Below are 21,298 nucleotides of genomic sequence, written 5' to 3'. Positions count from 1 at the left end.
CCGCGAGGAGGGGCGTCTCACCTGCTTCGCCCGCCGGGCGGCGCCGCGCCGCCCGGCGACCGGCTCAGGGCCACACGTCGAAGCGCCACCGGGTGGGACCGTGCGGCAGTTCGTCGGCGGGGAACGCGAACACCGTCGACGGCGTGACGGTGAAGACCCGGTAGGGCGGCGGACCCGCGGTCGGAGCCCCCTCGGGGCCGGTCAGCTCGCCGTCCCCGGGGGCCGGGGCCCACCCGTAGCGCTCGGCGTACGCCGCGGCGACCCTGTCCAGGCGCTCGGCGTCCAGCACCGCCTCGACGGTCCCCTCCACCACCACGTCCATCCGGCCCGTGCCGAACGCCAGGCTCACGTCGGGCGAGGACGCCATCAGGCGGGACTTGGCCGAGGACTGCCCCGAGGCGAAGCAGGGCTGGCCGTCCACCCACACCGCCAGCAGCGGCCGCGTGTGCGGAGGGCCCTCCGCGCGGGACACGGTCAGCCAGTACGTCCCGGCCGTCTCCACCAGGTGGGGGAGAACCTCCGACCACACGCCGGGGGGTCCGCTCGTCAGGGACTCGGCCTTGGGATCCGGAAAAGCGAACACGACACACTCCTCTGGGCTCTCTGGCGTGAACAGACCAGGGTAATGGGCGGTGCCGACACTCACGCCGCCGCGGGCGCGGTGCGCCGGACGCGCAGCGCGAACCCGGCGAAGACCACGGCCGCGCCGACGGCGGTGGCGAACATGACCACCGTCATGCTGGACAGCGTCACCGGGCCGAACAGTCCGGCGGTGGCGGCCAGGCCGGACCCGATCGCGAACTGGAGCGAGCCCAGCAGGGCCGAGCCGCTTCCGGCGACCTGGGGCGGCTGCCCGTTCAGGGCCAGCGCGGTCGCGTTCGGCGACACCAGGCCGGTGAACACCATCATCACGAACAGGGCGGCGGTCACCGTCACCAGGTCGGCGAGGCCCGCGGTGTCCAGCAGCGCCAGGCCCGCCACCGACAGGATCGACCCGACCAGGCCGAGGATCAGCCGGCGGTGGATCTCCACCCGGGGGATGAGGAACGCGTTGAGCTGGTTGCCGAGGATCATCCCGAGGGTGGTCACCGCGAACACCAGGCTGAACTCCTGGGCGTTCGCACCGAACCGCGACTGCGACACGAACGAGAACGTCGAGATGTAGGTGAAGCTCATGCCGAAGCTCAGCGCGAGCGTGAGCGTGGGCCCCGTGAAGCGGATGTCGCGCAGCAGGCTGCCGAACACGCGCATCTGCGCGCGCGGGCTGACCCGCTGGCGCTCCTCGCGCGGCAGGCTCTCGGGCAGGCCGAACAGGACCAGGCCGAAGGTCAGCAGGCCCGCGGCGCCCAGCACGGCGAAGAGCAGCTGCCAGGGGCCGAAGAAGAGGAGCTGGCCGCCCAGGACCGGGCCGAGCATCGGCGCCAGCCCGGCGAGCAGCACGAGCCGTGAGAAGAAGGTGGCGGCGGCGTCGCCGTCGAACACGTCGCGCACGATCGCTCGCGAGACCACCAGTCCGGCGGCGGCGGACAGCCCCTGGAGGAAGCGCAGCGCGCTGAACGCCTCCACGCTCGACACCATCGCGATGGCGAGCGTCGTGGCGGTGAACACGCCGATCCCCGCGAGGAGCGGAAGGCGGCGCCCCCACCGGTCGCTGAGCGGTCCGATGACCAGCTGTCCCAGGGCGAGACCGGCCATCACCGACGTCAGGGTGAGCTTGACGCTCGACTCGCTGGCGCCGAGGTCGGCGGAGATCTGGGGCAGGGCGGGCAGGTACAGGTCGGTGGCCAGCGGGCCGAGGGCGGACAGCACGCCCAGGACGAGCACGAGCAGCAGCGTGCGGCGGCGCGTGCTCCGGTCCCCGCCGCGAGGGGCGGCGTCCCGGACGTCGGTCGCGTCGGCGCGGACGACCGGGGTCGCCTCGTCGGTCGCGGCGGTCTCCGGGGCGCGGTGCTTCGGGCGCACGGAAAGAAGGGTCACAGGGGCTCCAGCACAGGAAAGGTCAAGGACAAGGAGAACCGGGAAGGTGCTCGGGCGCCGTGAACCGCCTTCGGGCGGGGCACCGTCAAGAAAGTCCCACGTGGGGATACTCCCGGCACCAACACACGACCTGCGCTCGGCAATCCCGGCTTTACCCGGCGATCCGCGTGATCCGCGTTACGTCGCGAGAACCCCTGTGTGGGACGGGGTTGCGGAGGGCTGTGACGGCGGCCATGCGGGCCGCGGCGCGGGCCGGCGAGCCGTGATCAGGGGCGTGGCGGCCGACCCGGCGGCGGCCTCCGGGGCAGCGCGCGGCCGGAGCCCTCTCGCCGGTCCCGGCGCGGGCCCTTCCACGGGTCGGGACCGCCGTCGGCGGCGGTGCGGGGCACGGCCTGTGGTGCCGCAAGGGGAACTCCACCCACGCCGGGGGGCGTGCTCGCGGATCCCGTCGTGCGCGGCCCCGGTCCAGGGACCTCTGGCCCGATTCCCACCGTTCTGCACACCGATGTCTCCAGGGGTTGCTACGGTCGCGCTCCCGATCCCGATCGTCGTGTCGTGAGCCGACGCCTCCCAGGAGCCCCGGTGCGCCCCACCGCCCTCGCCGCTTCCGCGGCCGCCGTCCTGCTCGCCCCCGGCCTCAGCGCCTGCGCCGAGGATGCCCCGGTGGAGTACTCCTTCGAGTCCATGGAGGAGGTGGAGCCCGACCTGCCCGCCCCGGGGGAGGCGATGCCGGTCCTCCTCGAGATCGGGGACACCCACACCTGGGACGACGGCCTGTCCGTGGGGCTGTCCGACGTCGAGCAACCTGACGAGGACGCCCTCGGAGACAGCGGCGGTCGGGACAGGGTCACGTTCACCGTCGCCCTCACCAACGACAGTGACGTCCCGGTGCAGATCGACCGCATCGACTGGTTCTGCACCGGCGGCGTCGAAGGCGACGACGAGGCGTTCGACGGGGACGCACACGAGCGGCCAGGCACGATCCAGCCAGGCGCCGCCGGCGTCCTGGAGCCCGCCTGCGAGATGCCCGCCGAGGAGTACGAACTCCAGCTCCTACTGGGCCTCTCCAGACCCGGCGACGCGGAGCTCGCGCACGAGGCCGTGTTCTTCTCCGGCATCGTCGAGTAGGCGGGGGCAGGCGGACCAGGGTGGCGGCGGCGCCGGGCAAGGGAGCCCGGGGCGCGTGGGCCGGGCTCCTCGACGGCGAACCCGCAGGGCCGGACGTGTGCCCGCGTGAGCCCGGACGCCTGCTCCCGGCGCCCGGTCGGGTTTGCGCGCCCGTGTGCCGCCGCCGGGGCCGTGCCCTCGGTCGGGAGGGTCGGGGAGCACGCGCGCCGCCGCGCGAAACAGGAATTTCACTTATGACGGTCTTGTCCGGTACCGGCCGTGTCGGTAGGAACGGTGGGGACCCCCAGGAGGAGCCCCGTGCACCAGCCCCCTCAGCCGCGCCCCCGCCCCCGCCCACTGTCCGCCCTCTCCGGCACACTGGCCGCCGTCGTCGCGGCGGGCCTGCTCGCCACCCCCGGCGCGGCCTCCGCCGACCCCGTCCCGCGCGGGGAGGCCGCCAACGGCTCCGAGCGCAACGACCGGGCCGCCGGGGCGGAGGCCCTGGCCGGCGCCGCCCCGCACGCGTTCGCCGCTCCGCCGGCCGCCGCCGGGGTGGACCCGGACGCCCCCTACCCCAGGCGGACCGCACTCCCGGAGCCGCCGGAGGACCCCGACGACCACTCGGTCAGGCTCGGCCTCATGCCCTACCACGGCATCGCGCCCGCCCTCAACGAACTCCAGGAAGCCTCCGACCGGGTGAGCGCGGAGGTCGTCGGCACCTCTGTACAGGGCCGCGACATGTACCTGGTCACCGTCACCGAACCCGAGAACCGGGCCGAGTCCGACCACCAGAGACGGATGCGCGAGCTGATCTCGCAGGACCCCGCGCGGGCCGCCCGGGACAGGACCCTGCCCGACCGCTACAAGGCCCCCGTGCTCGTCAACGCCAACATCCACGGCAACGAGTGGGAGGGCACGGACGCGTCGCTGCGGGTCATCGAGGAGCTCGCCACCGGCACGGACGAGGCGACGGAGGAGCTGCTGGAGAGCACACGGCTGTACTTCGTGCTGACCGCCAACCCGGACGGCCGCGTGGCGGGACAGCGCGCCAACAGCCGCGGCTTCGACCTCAACCGCGACTTCGTCACCGTCTCCCAGCCCGAGACGGCGGCGGTGCGCCAGGTCGTGATCGACACCCAGCCCCTGGTCCTGCTCGACCAGCACGGGTACGTCAACGGCACCCTCATCGAGCCGGGGACGCCCCCGCACGGCCAGAACTACGAGTACGACCTCTACATCGAGCACACGTACGCGAACGCGGAGAACATGGAGGAGGCCGTCCTCGACCTCGGGTACACGCCCGAGGACGACGGGGTGGAGCCCCCGCAGATCCCCTTCCGCGACTGGGAGGACGGCTGGGACGACTGGCCGCCGATCTTCACCCCCATGTACGCGCCCTACCAGGGAGCGGTCTCCTCCGCCACGGTCGAGTTCCCGATGCGCGTCAACAACGCCGCCTACGACGACCTGGACGAGGAGGAGCTGCGGCGCCGCTCGGCGATCAACACCGACGTCTCCGCCGCCACCATCGGGGCGACGCTGGCCTACGTCGGGGAGAACCGCGACGAGCTCGTCGGCGACCAGATCGAGGTGTTCCGCCGGGGCGCGGCCGGTGAGGAGCAGGTCGTGCCCCCGCAGGGGTGGGTGCCCGGGTTCGACCCGGAGGACGTGTGGACCACCGAGTTCCCGCGCGCCTACGCGATCCCCGCGGAGGGTCCGGCCGCCGCCCGCCTCGTGGACCTGCTCGTCGCCAACGACGTGGTCGTCGAACGCGCGAACGAGGGCTTCGAGGCGGGCGGGACCTCCTACGACGCCGGGACGTACGTGGTGGACATGCACCAGCCCAAGCGCGGCATGGCCAACGTCCTCCTGGAGGACGGGCGGGACATCAGCGAGGACATCGGCGCGATGTACGACATCTCCGGATGGAGCCACGGGCTGCTGTGGGGGGCGCGGGTCGACGCCCTCCACACCGAGGTCGGGGCCGACACCGCGCCCGTGGCGGCGGCCGCCCCCTCCGGGCGGGTGGACGAGGCGGGCGGGCACGGCTGGGAGCTGGCACTGGACGACGGGGCCCAGGCCGCGGCCCTCAACGCCCTGCTCGCCGACGGCGTCGAGGTGGCGTGGAGCGGGCGGGGCAGTGTGCTCGTCCCCGCGTCGGCCGCCGGCGCCGTCGAGCGTGTCTCCGACCGCCACGGGGCGGTCTTCGCCGGGGCGGAGGACGGCGGGGGCGAGGCGCTGTCGGCGCCGACCGTCGCCGTGGCGGGCGCCGCCGACGAGCTGTTCACCCTCGACCGGATGGGGTTCGACGTCGAACCGGTGTCCACGCGCGTGCTCAACGACGGGTTCGACTGGACCGGGGTGGACGTGCTCTACGTGTCGAGCGGGCTGGTCCACGCCGACCTCGACGCGGAGGCCCGCGCGGACCTGGACGCGTTCCTGGAACACGGCGGCGTGGTGGGAAGGGGCCCGACGGGCGCCCGCTTCAACGACCAGGCCGGTCTGCTGGACGTGGTCAGGCATGCGGGACGCCCGGACGCCAACGGCGTGGTGGCCGTGACCGCAGGGGACGGGGTGCTGGCCGGGACGGGCGGGCACTCGTTCGTGTACTCGCCCGGGTGGTTCACCGACCTGGGCGAGGACGTGTCCGTCGAGCAGTCCTACGCCGCCGAGGGGCCGCTCGTGGCCGGGCACTGGCGTGCCGACGCGAACGGGGAGGGCGGCCAGGACGCCGCCGCCGGACGGGCCTCCGTGGTCAGCGGTGTCGCGGAGCGGGGCGCGTCCGTGGTGCTGTTCGGCACCGAGCCGCTGTTCCGAAACCACCCCAAGGGCCTCTTCGGGCAGGTCGCCCAGGCCCTCTACTGGAGCTCGCTCGCCCAGGAGGACTGAGCCCGCCCGCACCGGCGCCGTCCCGGAGGAGGACTCCGGGGCGGCGCGGTCGTCCGGGGACCCCGGTCTTGCCCGGAAATTGTCAAGGCGTCGGTCTCAGCACGGAAAGCCTTTGGCGTAATGAGCCCTCTTTCTCCGGGCGGATGAGTGACCCTTGAAGGAGGGAGGGAATTCTGCCTGTCCGGGCCGGACCTTCCCGCGGGGGAGCAGTGCGCCATGTACGAACAACCGCCGGGTGGACCTCAGTACCCTCAGCAGCCGCCTCCCGGACAGCCACCGCCCCCGCAGAAGAGGAAGGCCTGGCCCTGGGTCCTGCTCGGCTGCGGCGGTGCCGCGCTGCTGGTGATCATTCTGGGCGTCGCCTGCACGGTGTCGCTGTTCGCCGGAGGATCCGGCGGTGAGCCGGCCGACGACGCGGGCGAGGCCGAGTCCGTCGGCATGGGCGAGCCCGGCACGGTCGGCCAGTGGGAGGTGACCGTGAATGGTATCGAGACGGCCGCCACCTACGGGGACGAGTTCTCCCAGGAGACGGCGCAGGGCGAGTACGCGATCGTGGACCTCACCGTGGAGAACACAGGGACCGAGGCCACGACCTTCGACAGCTCGGCGATCAGCCTCGTCGACTCCGAGGGCAACACCCACTCGTCGAGCGGGTCCCTGACAGCCGATTCCCTGTTCCTGGAGCAGATCAACCCGGGCAACGAGGTCTCCGGGACCGCTGCGGTGGACGTGCCGGAGGGAACCGAGATCACCGAGGTCGAGGTGACGGACACGTTGTCGACGGAGGGCCCGCTGGTGGTCGAGGTGGACTGACGGCCCAACGACCCTGGCTGTCCCGGGAGCCCGGGAGGGAGCCCGGCCGCCGGGCCCCGCGGTCCGGGCGGCGGGCGGGAGGTGCCCGCCCGGAAAATCCGTGGTGTCCGGGCGCAGCCGCCCCCTAGGGTGCCTGCCATGACCACTCCTGCCCCCTCGCTCCGCCTCGCGGAGATCACCCCCGCGAACCTCGACGCCGCCCTCGGGGTGAAGGTCCGCGAGGACCAGAACGCCTTCGTGGCCCCCGTGGAGCGCTCCCTGGCCGAGGCCTATGCCTCCCGCGCCACGGCCTGGCCCCGCCTCGTCGTGGACGGGGACGAGGCCGTCGGCTTCGTCATGGCCAACTTCGCCCCCGGCGAGGAGGAGCCGGACTTCCGCTGCGGCATCTGGCGGCTCAACATCGCCGGGGACGCGCAGGGGAGGGGGTACGGGCGGTTCGCGGTCGCGGCCGTCGCCGCCGAGGCGCGCGTGCGGGGGAACCGGAGGCTCACGGTGATGTGGGTGCCGGGCGGGGGCGGACCCGAGGGCTTCTACCTGGGTGCGGGGTTCCGGCCCACCGGCCGGGTGATGGGCGGACAGGTGGTCGGGGAGATGGTCCTCGACCGGTGAGGGGAACGGCCCCGCCGCAGGGGCGGGGCCGCGAACCCCTCCGCACCGTCAGTGGCCCCGGTCGATCCACTCCTGGAGGTGGGGCGCCTCTTCGCCGACCGTCGTCGAGTCACCGTGCCCGGTGCGCACCACCGTGTCCGGGGGCAGCGTCAGCAGCCGGTCGCGGATGGACCCCACGATCGTCGGGAAGTCCGAGTAGGACCGTCCCGTCGCCCCCGGCCCGCCCCGGAACAGGGTGTCCCCGCTGAAGAGCGTTCCCAGCTCCGGCGCGTACAGGCACACCGCCCCCGGGGCGTGGCCCGGGGTGTGCAGCACGTGCAGCCCGGTCCCGGCCACCGCGACCGTCTGCCCGTCGGCCAGTTCCCCGTCGGGGGCGCGGCCCGGGTGGGTCGTGTCCCACAGCACCCGGTCGTCGGGGTGCAGCAGGATCGGGGCGCCGACGGCGTCGGCCACCGCCGGGGCGGCGTTGACGTGGTCGTTGTGCGCGTGCGTGCACACCACGGCCACGACCCTGCGCCCGCCGACCGCAGCCAGGATCGCGTCGGCGTCGTGGGCCGCGTCGACGACCACGACCTCCTCGTCGTCACCGACCAGCCAGACGTTGTTGTCGACCTCCCACTCGCCGCCGTCCAGGGCGAACACACCGGAGGTGGTCAGGAGTTCCACGCGCGCGCCGCTCACAGCCGCACCACCGAACGCAGGACATCGCCGCGCTCCATGCGGACGAAGGCCTCCTCGATGTCGCCCAGGCCGATCTCCTCGCTGACGAAGGCGCCCAGGTCCAGGCGGCCCTGGAGGTGGAGGTCGACGAGCATGGGGAAGTCCCGCGAGGGGAGGCAGTCGCCGTACCAGGACGACTTCAGCGCGCCCCCGCGCCCGAACACGTCCAGCAGCGGCAGCTCCAGGCGCATCTCCGGCGTGGGCACGCCCACCAGGACCACGGTGCCCGCCAGGTCGCGGGCGTAGAACGCCTGCTCGTAGGTGGAGGGCAGCCCGACCGCGTCGATGACCACGTCCGCGCCGAAACCGCCGGTCAGCTCGCGGATCGCCTCGACGGGGTCGGCGGCGGAGGCGTTGACCGTGTGGGTGGCGCCGAAACCGCGCGCCTGCTCGAGCTTGCGGTCCTCCAGGTCCACGGCGATGATCCGGTTCGCCCCCGCGAGGCGGGCCCCGGCGACGGCCGCGCAGCCCACGCCGCCGCAGCCGATGACCGCGACGGAGTCGCCGCGGGTCACCCCGCCGGTGTTGACGGCGGCGCCGATCCCGGCCATGACCCCGCAGCCGAGCAGCCCGGCGGCGGCCGGTGAGGCCTCCGGGTCGACCTTGGTGCACTGGCCCGCGGCGACGAGGGTCTTCTCGGCGAAGGCGCCGATGCCCAGGGCGGGGGAGAGCTCGGTGCCGTCCTCCAGGGTCATCCTCTGGGTGGCGTTGTGGGTGTCGAAGCAGTACTGGGGGCGGCCGCGCCGACAGGCGCGGCACTCACCGCACACCGCGCGCCAGTTCAGGACGACGTAGTCGCCGGGCCGGACGTTGACGACGCCCTCGCCGACGGACTCCACCACGCCCGCGGCCTCGTGGCCGAGCAGGAACGGGTACTCGTCGTTGATGCCGCCCTCGCGGTAGTGCAGGTCGGTGTGGCACACCCCGCACGCCTGGACCCGGACCACTGCCTCCCCGGGGCCCGGATCGGGGACGACGATCGTGGTCAGTTCGACGGGTGCTCCCTTGGCACGGGAGATCACACCCTGTACCCGCTGAGACATCTGGGCTCCCAAGACGTGGCTGTTGGCCGGAGCCGGCGGGCTCCGCTCCCGCCACCATGCCGCACCGGGCTCACACATGTCCAACATGTGAGAAGAGTGGGATTCACGCGTGGGAGTCATCAATCGGGTGCTCCTCGCGCAGCAGGTCGAGGAACGCGCGGGTCGCGCCCGAGGGGTGGGAGCCGCGCGGCGTGGCCAGCCCGACCCGCCACCGCGTGCCGCCGGGCAGGGGAGCGCTCCGCAGCCCGGCCGCCTGCGGCTTGTCCACGACCGGCCGCGGCACGACCGCCACCCCCATCCGGCGGCGCACCAGGTCCAGGAGGGTGTACACGTCGTTGACCTGGAGGGCCACCCTGCGGGTGATGCCGAACTCGGCGAACGCGAGGTCCGCGCAGTCCCGCGCGCCCCACCCCGGGTGCAGGTCCACGTAGTCCTCCCGCTCCAGCTGGGCCAGCACGTCCCCCGCGTCGATCGCGTGGTCGGGACCGGCCAGGAGCATCAGCGGCTCCTCCGAGATGCGCAGCAGGTCCGTGCCCCCCTCGCCCTCGAGGGGGCCCGCCACCAGGGCCGCGTCCAGCAGTCCGGCCCGCACCTGGTCCATCAGCTGGCCCGTGGCGGCCTGCTGGAGGTTGATCGCCACCTGCGGGTGCAGCGAGCGGTAGGAGTGCAGGAGGGGCGCGGCCTCCACGACCCCCATGCACTGCTCGGTGCCCAGGGCCAGGGTGCCGCGCACGCCGTCGCCGTCGGCCACCAGGTCCCTGAGCCCGTCCGCGGCGGAGAGGATGCGCTGGGCCTCGGCCCACAGCAGGCGGCCGGTCGGAGTGGGGCTCACGCGCCGGGTGGTGCGCAGGAGGAGCTGGGCGTCGAGGTCCCTCTCCAGCGCCCGGATCGACGCGGACAGGCCGGACTGGGTGATGCCGAGGTACTCGGCGGCGCGGGTGAAGTGCTGTTCCTCGCACACCGCGGCGAAGTGTCTCAACTGTCGAAGCTCCACGGCGCCAGCCTAACGAGCGCCGGGGGCCGGGCCGACCGCGCGCGGGGACCCGGCCCGCCGGGCGGGCGGTCGCGGCGGCCGGGCCGCCGCGTCACACCGGCCGCGCTCCCGGCCGCGCTCCCGGGCGCGACGCTAGAGGGACGTGCTCAGGCCCAGGCCGAGGCCGCCGTCCACGGGGATCTCCGCGCCGGAGGTGAAGGTGGCCCCGAACCCCAGGAACAGGACGGCCCGCGCGACCTCGGCCACGGTGCCGTGCCGTCCCATGGGGGTGGCCTCGTCGCCGACCCTCATGAACTCGGCCCTGGTCTCCTCCGTGAGGCCCGAGACCCCCATGGAGGGGGTGTCCACGAAGCCCGGCGCCACCGAGTTCACCCGGATCCCGCGCGGCAGCAGCTCCGAGGCGAGCACCCGCGAGAACCCCAGCACGGCCGCCTTCGTGCCGGTGTACACGCTCATCCCCGGTGCCCCGGTCACGTTGGTGACCGACGTGGTGAACACGATGGACCCGCCGTCGGCGACCAGCGGCAGCAGCCGCTGCACCGTGAAGAAGGCCCCCTTCGTGTTGACCGCGAACATCCGGTCGTAGGACTCCTCGGTGACCTCCGTGAACGGGCTGAACTCCGACGTGCCCACGTTGACGTGGAGGAAGTCGATCCCGCCCAGGGCGGAGCCCACGATCTCGGCCAGCGCCTCGGTGTCGGCCCGGTCGGCGGCGTCGGCGCGCACCACGTGCACGTCCGGCCCCAGCCGGCCGCGCGCCTCCTCCAGGTTCTTCTCGTTGCGCCCGGTCAGCAGGACCCGGGCCCCTCCGGCGACGAGGTCCTCGACCACGCCCAGGCCCATCCCGTGCGTCCCGCCGATCACCACTGCGCGCTTGCCGCTGTACTCGCTCATCTTTCCCGCCAGGTGTCTCCCGTGGGGAGGCCCGGCGGCCTCCCCGTGTGACCACCACGATGGCCGCGGCCGCCACGGGTCCCCCACGGGAACACTACGGTTGGCACATGCGATTCGGGGTGCTGGGGCCGCTGGCCGTGTGGACCGACGACGGCGGGCCCGTCAGGATCGGCGACGCCAAGGTCCGCGCCCTGCTTGCGTCCCTGCTGCTCGCCCGCGGACGGCCGGTCCCCGCCGACCGCCTCGTCCGGGACCTGTGGGGCGACCGCCCGCCGGCCAGACCCTCCGCCGTCCTCCAGGCCCGGGTCTCCCAGCTGCGCGGCGACCTGGAGCGCGCCGAGCCCGGGGCCCGCGCCCTGGTCCGCCACCGCGCCCCCGGCTACCTGCTGGAGGCGGACGACCTCGACGCCGCCCGGTTCGAGGACCTGGTCCGCCGGGCGGGCACGGCCGCCGACCCGCGCGGCAGGGCCGACCTGCTCACCCGGGCCCTCGGCCTGTGGCGCGGCCCGGTCCTGTCCGAGTTCTCGGACGCCGACCCCGCCCTGTCCGCCGCCGCCCGGTGGGAAGAGCTGCGGGTGACCGCCGTGGAGGAGCGGGCCCTGGCCCGCCTCGAACTGGGCGAGCACCCCGCGCTCGTCGCCGAGCTGGCCGAGGAGGCCGCCCGCCACCCCTACCGCGAACGCCTGCACGCGGCCCACATCCGGGCCCTCTACGGCGCGGGCCGCCAGGGCGAGGCGCTCGCCGCCCACGAGCGGCTCCGCGCCCGGCTGGCCGACGAGCTGGGGATCGACCCCGGACCCGAGCTGGCGGCCCTGCACCGCGCGGTCCTGGCCCAGGACCCCTCCCTCGACCCGCCGCGCGGCCCGGCGGACGCCCCGGAGCCGTCCCCGGCGCCGGACCCCGGGCCGCGGCGCCCCGGGCCCCCGGGCACGGGGTGCCCGCCGGCGCCCGTGGGGGATCTGGTCGGACGCGACGTCCAGCTCCGGGCGCTGCGCCCCCTCGTCGCGGACCGGCGCCTGGTCACCCTCACGGGCCCCGGCGGCGTCGGCAAGACGCGGCTGGCCCTGGCGGTGGCGGCGCAGGACCCCGCGGACACCGTGCGGTTCGTGGAACTCGCCGGACTCGCCCCGGACGGCGACCCCGTCCCCGCGCTGGCCGCCGTCCTCGGGGTGCGTGACGACGGGGCCGGCCCCGGGCTCCTGGACAGGGTCGCCGAACTCCTGCGCGGCGGAGGCCCCCTCCTGGTCCTCGACAACTGCGAGCACGTCGTCGCCCCCGTCGCGGACGCGGTCTCCCGGCTCCTGCGCTCCGCCCCCGGCCTGCGGATCCTCGCCACCAGCAGGGTGCCCCTCGACGTGACCGGCGAGCACCTGTTCGCGGTCCCCCCGCTGGACGTGCCCGGACCCGGTGCGGACACGCCCGGGGCCCTCGCCGGATCCGGCGCGGTCCGGCTCTTCACCGCCCGCGCGGAGGCCGCCGTCGCCGGGTTCGCCCTCGACGCGGACACCGCGCCCGCCGTCGCCACGGTGTGCCGCCGCCTGGACGGTATCCCCCTCGCGCTCGAACTGGCCGCCACCCGGCTGCGCCACATGCGGGCCGCCGACCTCGCCGCCCGCCTGGACGACCGCTTCGCGCTCCTGGGGGTGGGCCGCCGCGACGCGCCCGCCAGGCAGCGCACCCTGCGGGCGGTGATCGACTGGAGCTGGGAACCCCTCGACGCCCCCGAGCGCGCCGTGCTCTCACGCCTGGCCGTGCACGCGGACGGATGCGACCTGGACACCGCCGAGGAGGTCTGCTCCGACGGGGAAGGCGTCCCCCGGGCCCGGGTGCTGGACCTGGTCGGCTCCCTCGTCGACCGGTCGCTGGTCGTGGCCGCCGACCGTCCGGGGGGCACCCGCTACCACCTCCTGGAGTCGGTGGGCGCGTACGCGCTCGAACGGCTGGAGGAGGCCGGGGAGGCGGGGAGGACCCGGGCCCGCCACGCGGCCCACTTCGCCGACCTGGCCGAGCGCGCCGACGCGCTCCTGCGCGGCCCCGAGCAGGGGCACTGGCTGGAGCGCCTGGACCGCGAGAGCGCGAACCTGCGCGCGGCCCTGGAGTTCGCGGTCGGCGAGGGCGACGCCCACCTCGCGGCCCGCCTGGCCAACGCCCTGTGCTGGTACCGCTACCTGCGCGGACGCACCGGGGAGGCCCGCGACGCCCTGGACGCCGCGCTCTGCGCGGGGGCCGGCCCGGTCGCGGGTGCGCCCTCCCCGGACCGGACGCTGCGGGGCGGGGAGGCGCGGGCCCGGGCCGTCGTGTGGCGGACGGCCCTGTCCGCACCCGGGTCCGAGGACGACCGGAGCAGGCGCGCCGCCGCCGACGAGGACCTCGCCGGGGTCGGTGACCCGGCCGAGCGCGCCCGGCTGGCCTGGTTCTCGGAGCTCACCCGCTGGGGCCTCGGCGACCTGGACCGCGCGACCCGCCGGACGGAGGAGGCGCTCGCCGCCTCGCTGGAGGCGGGGGACCCCTGGTGCGCCGCCGTCTGCCGGGTGGGGCTCGCCCGGACCGCGTTCGTGCAGGGCTCCCCGGCGGAGGCGCTGCGCCTGGCCGCGGAGGGCGAACGCGTTCTGCGCGGGCTGGGGGACCGGTGGGGCGTCCTCCACGCCTCCGACGTCCTCGCCCAGGCGGCGGAGGCGCTCGGGGACTTCGGGGACGCCGCCGCCCGGCACGCCGAGGGGCTGCGGATCGCCGAGGAGCTGCGCCTGTGGCGCACGGTCTCCCTCGAGCTGGCCGGCCTGGGGAGGATCGCCCTCCTGGAGGGCGACCTGGACCGCGCCGACGCGCTGCACTCCCGGGCGCTGCGCGTGGCGCAGGAGCACTCCGACGCGGGGATCGCGCTGACCGCCCGCCGCCGGGGCGACCTCGACCTGGCGGAGCGGTCGCTGCGCCGCCGCCTGGCGTGGAACCGGCGCGTGGACGGGCGGATCGGGACCGCCTTCATCCTCACCCAGCTGGGGTTCGTCGCCGAGCAGCGCGGTGACGCCGCCGAGGCCCTCGACCTGCACCGGCAGGGGCTCGGCGAGGCCGAGCGCGGCGGCGACCCCCGCGCCGTCGCCCTCGCGCTCGAGGGGCTGGCCGGGGCGCGCTCCCTGGCGGGGGAGCACGGGGCCGCGGCCGAACTCCTGGACCGTGCCCGCGCCCTGCGCGACGGGGTCGGCATGCCGCTGCCCCCGGCCGAGCGCTGGGACGTCGACCGGATCACCGAGCGCATCCGGGCGGGGTCCCGCGCCGGCTGAGCGGGGGCACGGGGAGAAACGGCGGCCCGGGCCGGGAACGGGGGCGGGGACGGCCCGGGGAGGGGCGGTGCCCGCCGGGGGACGGCGGGCACCGCCGGCAGACGCGCACGAGCGACGCCGAACGGGGAGGCGTTCTCGCGCCGGGTCAGCGGGTGAAGTCGTCGGGTCCCCGGCCGGGGCCGTGGTAGAACTCGCGCTGCGGCTCGTCCTCCGGCACGGGCGGGAAGGTCGGCCCCTCACCGGAGGGCTCGCGCAGCGAGTCGAGGTCCACGCCCTGGGCCGTGAGCACGGAGGCGGTGGCGTTGCGCAGGTCGGGGAGCATCGCGTACAGCACGTCCCCGGGGCAGGCGGTGGCGTTGAAGTCCCGGTGCCCGCGGATCGCGCTCTGGGGGTTGAGCCCGTAGGCCCCGCACAGCCAGGACAGGGTGGCGACGAGGGCGTTGGTCAGGGCCTGGGTGGGCCCCGTGGTCATGTAGGTGCCCTCGTTCTCGATCCCGATGCAGGTGCTGTTGTTGTTGGCGACGTGGGTTCCCACGACGTGGTGGCCCGCCCCGACGGCCTCCGGGGTGCGGTCGCGGCCCTCCATGACGTGCCCGCCGCGGCTGATGGTCAGCTGCTGACCGGCGTCGATCCAGCCGTTGCTGTCCATGTGGTAGTTCTGGATCGACCGGGACAGGGCCAGGGCGTGGTCGAGCGAGTAGTTGGTGCTGTTGGGCGTCGCGGTGTGGTGGACCACGATGTAGCTCGGCCGGTTGGCCAGGACCTGGATCGGGCTCGACGGCGGCCGGGCGTTCCAGGCGCCCCGCCAGTACAGGAACGAGGGGGCTGCCTGGGCGGAGGCGCTCGTGGCGCCGCCCACGGTGAGCGCGCCGCCGAGGACGGCGGCTCCCGAGGCCGCGGCCGCTCCGCGCAGGATGGTGCGCCGATCCGGTCCGGACGGGTGGGTGTGTGGCATGGGGGGACCCTTCGTGGGGGGTGGTTACTTGCCAGTTCATAAAAGAACACGGACCACGGACCGTGCGCAAAGGGTGACCCGGAGATTTCTCTGTCCGCTTCCGGTCAGAATGCAAACCACCTGCCCCCGTAGTCAGAGGTCCCGACCGGGTGTAGGGGGAAAGGCTTTCGTGAGGGGTGCGCGATGACGTCACCGACGCGTTTCCAGGTTTCCCCGGTGTCATTCGCCCGACATTTCCCTGTCGTTTCCGAAGCCATTGGCGAAAAGACCGTGACCGGTGTGCGCCCCGCCTTTGCGCGACACGGCGGGAACGCGGATCCCGAGGTCGGGGGAGGCGTGGGAACGGCGCGGGGCCCGGTGGGACCCGTGGTCCCACCGGGCCCCGCGGGGTCGGTGCGGTCTCAGGCGACCGGCTCGGGCGCCCTGTCGCGCTCCTTCGCGCCGGCCGTCAGGCGCCCGCTGCGGTGCAGCCACCAGTCGGCGAGGAGGGTGCCCAGGGGAGGAACGGACGCGGCCAGGGCCACCAGCGTCGGCCACACGCCCCAGCGCAGGTGGAGCGCGGCGGCCAGGGCGACGGCCACGTAGACCATGAACGCCCCGCCGTGCAGGGGGCCGAAGATCTGCACGCCCAGTTCGCTGCCGTTCCCGAGGTACTTGAACCCCATGCCGACGAGGAGGCCGGCCCAGGTGAAGGCCTCGAAGACCGCCACCACGCGGAAGACGGTCGCTGTGACGCGGGGACTGATGTTCACGTTGTTCCTCGGACTCGTTCTCGCTGGACACGGCGGATCCCGGCGCTAGGGGCCGGGATGGGTCTCCAGGCTAGGACATGATGTGGAATGTCCGTCTTCGGGTGTCCGTCGGTCGAGCACGGCGGTCCTCCGCCCCCGCGGGGCGTGCGGCCCCGGCCGTGTCCGGGTGTGCGTCCGCGGGGACGGCGGGCGCCGCGCCCCCGCTGCGTTTCGGGGAGGTGACGTCTCCGTGCGGGACGCCCGTCCCGGAGGTGCTCCGCGCCCTCGGCCGGAGCCCCCGCCGCCGTGCCCGGACGGCCGGAGCCCGCCGGGCCGGGCCGCACTCCGCGCGGGACTGTCGGCCGCACCCCGCGAGCCGCCCCCGGGAGAGGAACAGGGTTTAGGCAAGGCTACCCTCAGCGGTGTTCCGAGGTCGGGCGTTCGAGCCGCCCGCGCCCGTTCCCGCCGCAGTCTCCGCCCAGGGCGGAACCACACCACCGAGGAGAAGCAGTGAGCACCCCGACCCACGAGCGCCGCGTCCAGAGGTACCCCCTGAAGCCGCGCGTCCTCGAAGTGGCCGACGTCGAGCGCGTCACCCCGCGCATGATCCGCGTCCACCTCGGCGGGCCCGACCTCGCCGGGATGGAGAGCGCCAACTTCGACGACCACGTCAAGCTGTGGTTCCCCAACGACGAGGGCGGGCACGTCCTGCCCGTCGTGGAGGACGACCGCTGCCTGAACTTCCGCGCCCCCGGCGTGGTGTTCCGCGACTACACCGTCCGCGCGCTCGACACGGGCGCCCGGCGCCTGACCGTCGACTTCGTCGCCCACGACCACGGCCCGGCGGGACGCTGGGCGCAGGCCGCCCGGCGCGGCGACAAGCTGGGCGTGCTGGGCCCCCGCGGCACCGCCCGGATCAGCGGGGAGTTCGACCACCACGTGCTGCTGGTGGACGAGACGGCGCTGCCGGCCGCCGCCCGCTACGTGGAGGAACTGCCCGCCGACGCCCGCGTGTTCGCGTTCTTCGAGGTGGCGGACGCCGGTGAGGAGCAGGAGCTCGAGGCCCCCGCCGGGGCCCGGATCACCTGGCTGCACCGGGGAGGGGCCGAGCCCGGCACCACCGACCTGCTGCTGGAGGCGTTCCGCTCCCTCGAACTGCCCGAGGGGGACGGGTTCGTGTACGCCGCCGGCGAGGCGAACACCCTCAAGCCGATCCGCCGCCTGCTCAAGGAGCGCGGGTTCGTCCGCAACGCGACCTGCGAGGTCGACGGCTACTGGCGCCGGGGCACCTCCAACCTCGACCACCACGCGGAGGACGACGACGAGTAGGGAGCCCGGGGAGGACGGGCGCGGGGCCCGTGCCCGCGCGCCCCGGCCCCGACGGCTCCGGGGCCGGGGCGGGTCTCAGCCGGTCCCGCGCTCCCGCAGCGGGACGAGCATCGCCTCCCGGACCCGCCGCCAGTCCACGCCCCCCAGCCCTGCCACGCCGAGGTCCTCGGCGACCGCCCCGACGCTGTGCAGGTCGTGGTCGTCGACCAGCTCCCGGCCGCCGTCGCCGTCCCTGTGGTCGCGCACCAGCCCGGTCACGTACCGGCGCAGGGCCTCCTCACCGGTGATCGCCGCCGAGCGCGCGGACTCGTGCCAGCGGGCGTCGTGGGGGATCCACGCCGAGATGACCTCGGTGGGACTGGGGCGCTCGTGCATTCTCATGCAGGGGAAGCTAGCAGGGGGGAGACCGGGTCCGCGTACTCCCCGGAGTGCGAAACCGCAGGTCGGGGGCGATTGGGTCGGGCCGAATCCCGGGGCGCCCCGGCGTGCGCGGGGGGCGCGGCCCGTCCCTCCCGCGCGCGGGGGCTCGGACCTGCCGGGGCCGCCGACGTTCGACCGGCCGTCCGCCCTCCTGCGGGGGGCTCGGGCGGGCGGGTCCGCGACACGCCGGGGAGCACCGCCGCGGGGGTGGTGCCGGTGGCCGGAGCGGGCCGGTCGGTACCGTGCCGTCATGCTGATTCGTCGTGCCCTGCCCGGAGACGGCGCGGGGATCGCCCGCCTGATCGTGCGCGCGGCCCCGCATTTCGAGGTGAAGGGGTACCCCGACGGCGAGTGGCCCGAGGGGATGGTGGTCCTGGTCGCCGTCGACGGGGACACCGTGGTCGGCTGGATCGAGGGGATCCTCGACGGGGCCTACACGGGTCCCGGCGCCCCGGTGCCGCCGCCCCACGGGTACGTCCTGGCCCTGGTGGTCGACGCGGAGTGGAGGCGCCGGGGGGTCGGCACGGGGCTGCTGGACGCGTTCGTGGCCGTGGCGGGACGGTCGGGCACACGCTGGGTGTTCCTGAAACCCGAGGAGGGCGAGCACGTGGAGGAGCGCGTCGCCTTCTTCGAGCAGGCCGGGTTCGCGCCCGTGCCCGACCCCGACGGGACGTGGCCGCCCATGGGCCGACGGACCCGCGGCGCCGGGTAGCCCGGGCCGGTGGTGGTCCTCGCCCGGGACGCGCGCCCGCTCCCGGCCACCGCCTCGCGCGGGCCGGGGGCGTCGGGAGCCGCCGGGACCGGAGCCCCGCCGCCGGCGCGGTTGGCGCGGGGCCGCCCCGAAATCTACGATCGGGTCCATGGCGGACGCGGTGAGGGCCATCGAACGCGCAACGGGCGCCGTCCGGCGGGAGACCGTCGGACTCGGCCTCTCGGGTGCGAGGGTCCTGCGCCTGCTCGACGCCCGGGGACGACCGGTCGCGTTCGTCAAGCTGGTCGACGACGCGCGGGGCCGCCTCGCCCGCGACCTCGCGGCGGAGACCGCACGCCTGGAGTGGCTGGCCCGGCTGGGAGTGCCGGTCCCCGAGGTCCTGGGCGCCGGCGCCGACGACGGCGGGTCCTGGCTCGCGACGCGGGCGCTTCCCGGCCGTCCGGCCTCCGACCCCTGGCCCGAGGGGGAACGGGACTCCGTCGTGGACCGGATCGCCCGCGCCGCCCGGGAGCTCCACGCGACGGCCGCGGACGACGCGCCCTTCGACCGGTCCCTGTCGTCGGTGCTCCCGGAGGTCCGCGAGCGCGTCGCGTCCGGACTGGCCGACAGGTCGTGGGAGATCGCCGGCAGGGAGGGCCCTCCGGCCGCGGCCGTGCTGCCGGAGCTGGAGAGCGCGGCCGAGGCCCTCGGCGACGGTGGGCCCGCGGTCACCCACGGCGACTTCTGCCTGCCCAACGTGCTCGTCGCGGGGTCCGGCGGGCCCGGGTTCGTGGACGTCGGCCGCGCGGGCACGGCGGACCCGCACTCCGACGTCGCGGACATGGCGCGGAGCCTGCGCAGCCACATGAACCCCCAGTTCGGCCCCGCCTCGGCCGAGAGGTTCCTGGACGCGTACGGCCGCGACCGGATCGACCCCGAGCGGCTCCGGCTGCACGACCTCCTGGAGAGCTTCTTCTGGCCCGTGCCCGAGGAGCGCGGTCCCGGAGGCTGAGCCGCGTCCGGCCGGGGCGGCCGCGTCCCGCGACCGGGAGAGTCCGAACCACCCCCAGTCGGCCCCTCCGACCCGGGGTCCGGGCGGACCGGGTCAGAAGGGGTGGAGGCGGGCCGCCGCGCCCGCCCGGACGACCTCGGAGACCCGGTCCAGCGCGGGCGACCTCAGGTTCCACCGCTGCCAGTACAGCCGCACGTCCACCGGGTGCCCCGGGGCCAGTTCCACGAGCCGCCCGGCCCCGATCTCCGCGACGCACTGCGGCTCGGGCACCACACCCCACCCGAACCCCAGCAGCACCGTCCGGGCGAAGTCCTCCGACGCCGGGATGTAGTGCCGCGGGCCCGACGGCTCCCGCCCCGTCGTCTCCCGCAGGAACCGGTCCTGGAGGTCGTCCCTGCGGTCGAAGTTGACCACCGGCGCCCGGGGCAGCAGTTCCGGGTCCGCGCGCCCGCCCAGGTGGCGCGCGTCGAACTCCGGGCTGCACACCGCCCGGTAGCGCATCGCGCCGAGTCCCGCCACCGCGCACCCCTGGACCGCCTCCGGGGTCGAGGTGACCGCCGCCATCACCGTCCCCGACCGCAGGAGCGACGTGGTGTGCTCCTCGTCCTCCCGGTGGATCTCGAACACCGTGCCCGGTTCCGGGGGCGCCTCCGCCAGCGCGTCCAGGAACCAGGTGGACAGGCTGTCGGCGTTCACCGCCAGCGGCACCGACACCGGCTCCGTCCCGCCGCCCGGCCCGTCCCCGCCGCCCAGGCGCAGCTCGGCGGCGGTGTCCGCGTCCAGGAGCAGGACCTGGCGCGCGTAGCGCAGGACCACGTCCCCGGCGGGGGTGGTCCGCACCGGGTTCGTCCGCTGCACCAGGACCTTCCCCGTGCTCTGCTCCATCGCCCGCACCCGCTGGGACACCGCCGAGGCGGTCACGTGCAGCCGCCGCGCGGCCGCCTCGAAGGTGCCCTCGTCGACCAGGGTCGTGAGGGTGCGCAGGTGGTCGAACTGGAACGGCATCTTAAGCCTCTCTTCATGGTCCTGAGAAACTTTAGCTTTACTGCACGCCCGCCTCGCCCTAGCGTTCTGACGGTGAACGAGACACTCCTCCCCGCCCTGCTCGGATTCGGCACCGGACTCGCGCTCATCGTGGCCATCGGCGCGCAGAACGCCTACGTCCTGCGCGTCGGCATCGACGGCCGCCCGGGCACGGTCCTCCCCGTGGTGCTGGTCTGCGCCCTGTCCGACGCACTGCTCATCACCGCCGGGGTCCTCGGCGTCGGCGCGGTCCTCGGGGCCGCCCCCGGCCTCGTCACCGCCGTCCGGTTCCTCGGCGCGGGGTTCCTCGTCGCCTACGGGCTGATCGCGGTGCGCCGCGCTCTGCGTCCGGGGGCGCTCGTGGTCGGCGGCGCGGCCGGGGACGGCCGCAGGGCCGCCGTGGCGACGGCGCTGGTGCTCACCTGGCTCAACCCGCACGTGTACCTGGACACGGTCGTCCTCCTCGGCTCGCTCGCCAACCAGCAGGCCGGCGACGCCCGCTGGTGGTGGGCGGCCGGCGCGGTCGCGGGAAGCCTCACGTGGTTCTTCGCCCTGGGGTTCGGCGCGCGGCTGCTGCGCCCCCTCTTCGCGCGGCCCGGGGCCTGGCGGGTCCTGGACGCGCTCATCGCCGCACTCATGCTGACCCTCGGCGTCCGGATGGCCCTCGGCGCCTGAGCCGCCGCCCGCCCGCACCGCCCCGGGGGGCCCGGCCCCCCGGGGGGGGGGGCCCCGGGGGGGGCGGGGCCCCCCGGGGTTAAGACGGTGACGAGCCCAAGGATTCCCGGGCTCACCACGGTGTTGGGGGGGTGTTTT

At 75.2% G+C, this 21,298-nt stretch carries 19 protein-coding genes; 9 read left to right on the top strand and 10 right to left on the bottom strand.

Translation table 11 applies throughout. From position 1 onward, the window contains the following. Window positions 1-64 precede the first annotated feature (64 nt). Together ABZ234_RS03035 and ABZ234_RS03030 are read right to left on the bottom strand one after the other, a co-directional pair. Window positions 65-583 (bottom strand): pyridoxamine 5'-phosphate oxidase family protein, encoded by a 519-nt coding sequence (locus ABZ234_RS03035; RefSeq protein WP_355010771.1) that lies wholly within the window; start codon window positions 581-583, stop codon window positions 65-67. A 59-nt stretch (window positions 584-642) separates the two neighbouring features. Next, a complete protein-coding gene (locus ABZ234_RS03030) occupies window positions 643-1,977 on the bottom strand; it encodes a multidrug effflux MFS transporter (protein ID WP_267949826.1) in 1,335 nt (444 codons plus the stop codon). Between the two features lie 582 nt (window positions 1,978-2,559). Here ABZ234_RS03030 and ABZ234_RS03025 point away from each other — a divergent pair. The 4 genes from ABZ234_RS03025 (at window position 2,560) to ABZ234_RS03010 (ending at window position 7,395) form a co-directional block, all read left to right on the top strand. After that, entirely contained in the window at window positions 2,560-3,105 is a 546-nt protein-coding gene (locus ABZ234_RS03025) for a hypothetical protein (RefSeq protein ID WP_355010770.1), read from the top strand. A 297-nt stretch (window positions 3,106-3,402) separates the two neighbouring features. Next, window positions 3,403-5,973: a M14 family zinc carboxypeptidase gene (locus tag ABZ234_RS03020; protein ID WP_355010769.1), complete on the top strand. Its 2,571-nt coding sequence runs from the start codon at window positions 3,403-3,405 to the stop codon at window positions 5,971-5,973. Window positions 5,974-6,189: 216 nt separating this feature from the next. After that, the gene (locus ABZ234_RS03015; protein WP_355010768.1) at window positions 6,190-6,786 is read left to right on the top strand and encodes a DUF4352 domain-containing protein; all 597 of its coding nucleotides are present in this window, start codon (window positions 6,190-6,192) and stop codon (window positions 6,784-6,786) included. Between the two features lie 138 nt (window positions 6,787-6,924). Beyond that, window positions 6,925-7,395, top strand: coding sequence for a GNAT family N-acetyltransferase (locus ABZ234_RS03010; protein ID WP_355010767.1), 471 nt, complete (start codon window positions 6,925-6,927; stop codon window positions 7,393-7,395). A 48-nt stretch (window positions 7,396-7,443) separates the two neighbouring features. Here ABZ234_RS03010 and ABZ234_RS03005 read toward each other — a convergent pair whose 3' ends face one another. The 4 genes from ABZ234_RS03005 to ABZ234_RS02990 all read right to left on the bottom strand — a co-directional run bounded on the left by ABZ234_RS03005 (window position 7,444) and on the right by ABZ234_RS02990 (window position 11,046). Continuing rightward, window positions 7,444-8,076 carry an MBL fold metallo-hydrolase gene (locus ABZ234_RS03005; RefSeq protein WP_355010766.1) on the bottom strand — a complete coding sequence of 211 codons (633 nt, stop codon included), beginning with the start codon at window positions 8,074-8,076 and terminating at the stop codon, window positions 7,444-7,446. Continuing rightward, a complete protein-coding gene (locus ABZ234_RS03000; protein ID WP_267949832.1) occupies window positions 8,073-9,158 on the bottom strand; it encodes an S-(hydroxymethyl)mycothiol dehydrogenase in 1,086 nt (361 codons plus the stop codon). Before ABZ234_RS03000 ends, ABZ234_RS03005 begins: the two co-directional genes overlap by 4 nt. A gap of 103 nt (window positions 9,159-9,261) precedes the next feature. Further along, window positions 9,262-10,152, bottom strand: a complete 891-nt coding sequence (locus tag ABZ234_RS02995) for a LysR family transcriptional regulator (RefSeq protein WP_344180600.1) — start codon at window positions 10,150-10,152, stop codon at window positions 9,262-9,264. A gap of 132 nt (window positions 10,153-10,284) precedes the next feature. After that, window positions 10,285-11,046, bottom strand: a complete 762-nt coding sequence (locus ABZ234_RS02990) for an SDR family oxidoreductase (protein WP_355010765.1) — start codon at window positions 11,044-11,046, stop codon at window positions 10,285-10,287. A gap of 107 nt (window positions 11,047-11,153) precedes the next feature. Here ABZ234_RS02990 and ABZ234_RS02985 point away from each other — a divergent pair, with 107 nt between their 5' ends. After that, window positions 11,154-14,324 (top strand): BTAD domain-containing putative transcriptional regulator, encoded by a 3,171-nt coding sequence (locus tag ABZ234_RS02985; protein ID WP_355010764.1) that lies wholly within the window; start codon window positions 11,154-11,156, stop codon window positions 14,322-14,324. A gap of 145 nt (window positions 14,325-14,469) precedes the next feature. Here the strand turns inward: ABZ234_RS02985 and ABZ234_RS02980 are convergent, their stop codons facing one another. Together ABZ234_RS02980 and ABZ234_RS02975 are read right to left on the bottom strand one after the other, a co-directional pair. Further along, window positions 14,470-15,279 carry a peptidoglycan recognition family protein gene (locus ABZ234_RS02980; protein ID WP_355010763.1) on the bottom strand — a complete coding sequence of 270 codons (810 nt, stop codon included), beginning with the start codon at window positions 15,277-15,279 and terminating at the stop codon, window positions 14,470-14,472. A gap of 401 nt (window positions 15,280-15,680) precedes the next feature. Continuing rightward, window positions 15,681-16,031 (bottom strand): DUF3817 domain-containing protein, encoded by a 351-nt coding sequence (locus ABZ234_RS02975; RefSeq protein WP_267949837.1) that lies wholly within the window; start codon window positions 16,029-16,031, stop codon window positions 15,681-15,683. A gap of 489 nt (window positions 16,032-16,520) precedes the next feature. Here ABZ234_RS02975 and ABZ234_RS02970 point away from each other — a divergent pair, with 489 nt between their 5' ends. Further along, window positions 16,521-17,339 (top strand): siderophore-interacting protein, encoded by an 819-nt coding sequence (locus tag ABZ234_RS02970; RefSeq protein ID WP_355010762.1) that lies wholly within the window; start codon window positions 16,521-16,523, stop codon window positions 17,337-17,339. 75 nt (window positions 17,340-17,414) lie between these two features. Here ABZ234_RS02970 and ABZ234_RS02965 read toward each other — a convergent pair whose 3' ends face one another. Next, entirely contained in the window at window positions 17,415-17,720 is a 306-nt protein-coding gene (locus ABZ234_RS02965) for a hypothetical protein (protein WP_267949839.1), read from the bottom strand. A gap of 289 nt (window positions 17,721-18,009) precedes the next feature. Between ABZ234_RS02965 and ABZ234_RS02960 the strand changes: the two genes are divergently transcribed. Both ABZ234_RS02960 and ABZ234_RS02955 read left to right on the top strand, forming a co-directional pair. Continuing rightward, window positions 18,010-18,471: a GNAT family N-acetyltransferase gene (locus ABZ234_RS02960; protein ID WP_267949840.1), complete on the top strand. Its 462-nt coding sequence runs from the start codon at window positions 18,010-18,012 to the stop codon at window positions 18,469-18,471. Window positions 18,472-18,619: 148 nt separating this feature from the next. Continuing rightward, window positions 18,620-19,462 carry an aminoglycoside 3'-phosphotransferase gene (locus ABZ234_RS02955; RefSeq protein ID WP_355010761.1) on the top strand — a complete coding sequence of 281 codons (843 nt, stop codon included), beginning with the start codon at window positions 18,620-18,622 and terminating at the stop codon, window positions 19,460-19,462. Between the two features lie 93 nt (window positions 19,463-19,555). Here the strand turns inward: ABZ234_RS02955 and ABZ234_RS02950 are convergent, their stop codons facing one another. After that, entirely contained in the window at window positions 19,556-20,467 is a 912-nt protein-coding gene (locus ABZ234_RS02950; protein WP_355010760.1) for a LysR family transcriptional regulator ArgP, read from the bottom strand. Window positions 20,468-20,539: 72 nt separating this feature from the next. Between ABZ234_RS02950 and ABZ234_RS02945 the strand changes: the two genes are divergently transcribed. Then, window positions 20,540-21,160 carry a LysE/ArgO family amino acid transporter gene (locus tag ABZ234_RS02945; protein ID WP_267949843.1) on the top strand — a complete coding sequence of 207 codons (621 nt, stop codon included), beginning with the start codon at window positions 20,540-20,542 and terminating at the stop codon, window positions 21,158-21,160. The last annotated feature ends 138 nt before the right edge of the window (window positions 21,161-21,298 follow it).

The organism is Nocardiopsis sp. NPDC006198 (assembly GCF_040613895.1).
GTDB lineage: Bacteria > Actinomycetota > Actinomycetes > Streptosporangiales > Streptosporangiaceae > Nocardiopsis > Nocardiopsis tropica.
Note: the sequence above shows the minus strand (reverse complement) of the source record. Positions and strands in the feature narration are given on the sequence as shown.

Excerpts from the sequence above, each read along its gene's own strand:
- ABZ234_RS02985 (WP_355010764.1), top strand. The coding sequence starts at position 11,154 with ATGCGATTCGGGGTGCTGGGGCCGCTGGCCGTGTGGACCGACGACGGC.
- ABZ234_RS02990 (WP_355010765.1), bottom strand. The coding sequence starts at position 11,046 with ATGAGCGAGTACAGCGGCAAGCGCGCAGTGGTGATCGGCGGGACGCAC.
- ABZ234_RS02955 (WP_355010761.1), top strand. The coding sequence starts at position 18,620 with ATGGCGGACGCGGTGAGGGCCATCGAACGCGCAACGGGCGCCGTCCGG.
- ABZ234_RS02950 (WP_355010760.1), bottom strand. The coding sequence starts at position 20,467 with ATGCCGTTCCAGTTCGACCACCTGCGCACCCTCACGACCCTGGTCGAC.
- ABZ234_RS02965 (WP_267949839.1), bottom strand. The coding sequence starts at position 17,720 with ATGAGAATGCACGAGCGCCCCAGTCCCACCGAGGTCATCTCGGCGTGG.
- ABZ234_RS02960 (WP_267949840.1), top strand. The coding sequence starts at position 18,010 with ATGCTGATTCGTCGTGCCCTGCCCGGAGACGGCGCGGGGATCGCCCGC.
- ABZ234_RS02980 (WP_355010763.1), bottom strand. The coding sequence starts at position 15,279 with ATGCCACACACCCACCCGTCCGGACCGGATCGGCGCACCATCCTGCGC.
- ABZ234_RS03015 (WP_355010768.1), top strand. The coding sequence starts at position 6,190 with ATGTACGAACAACCGCCGGGTGGACCTCAGTACCCTCAGCAGCCGCCT.
- ABZ234_RS03010 (WP_355010767.1), top strand. The coding sequence starts at position 6,925 with ATGACCACTCCTGCCCCCTCGCTCCGCCTCGCGGAGATCACCCCCGCG.
- ABZ234_RS03000 (WP_267949832.1), bottom strand. The coding sequence starts at position 9,158 with ATGTCTCAGCGGGTACAGGGTGTGATCTCCCGTGCCAAGGGAGCACCC.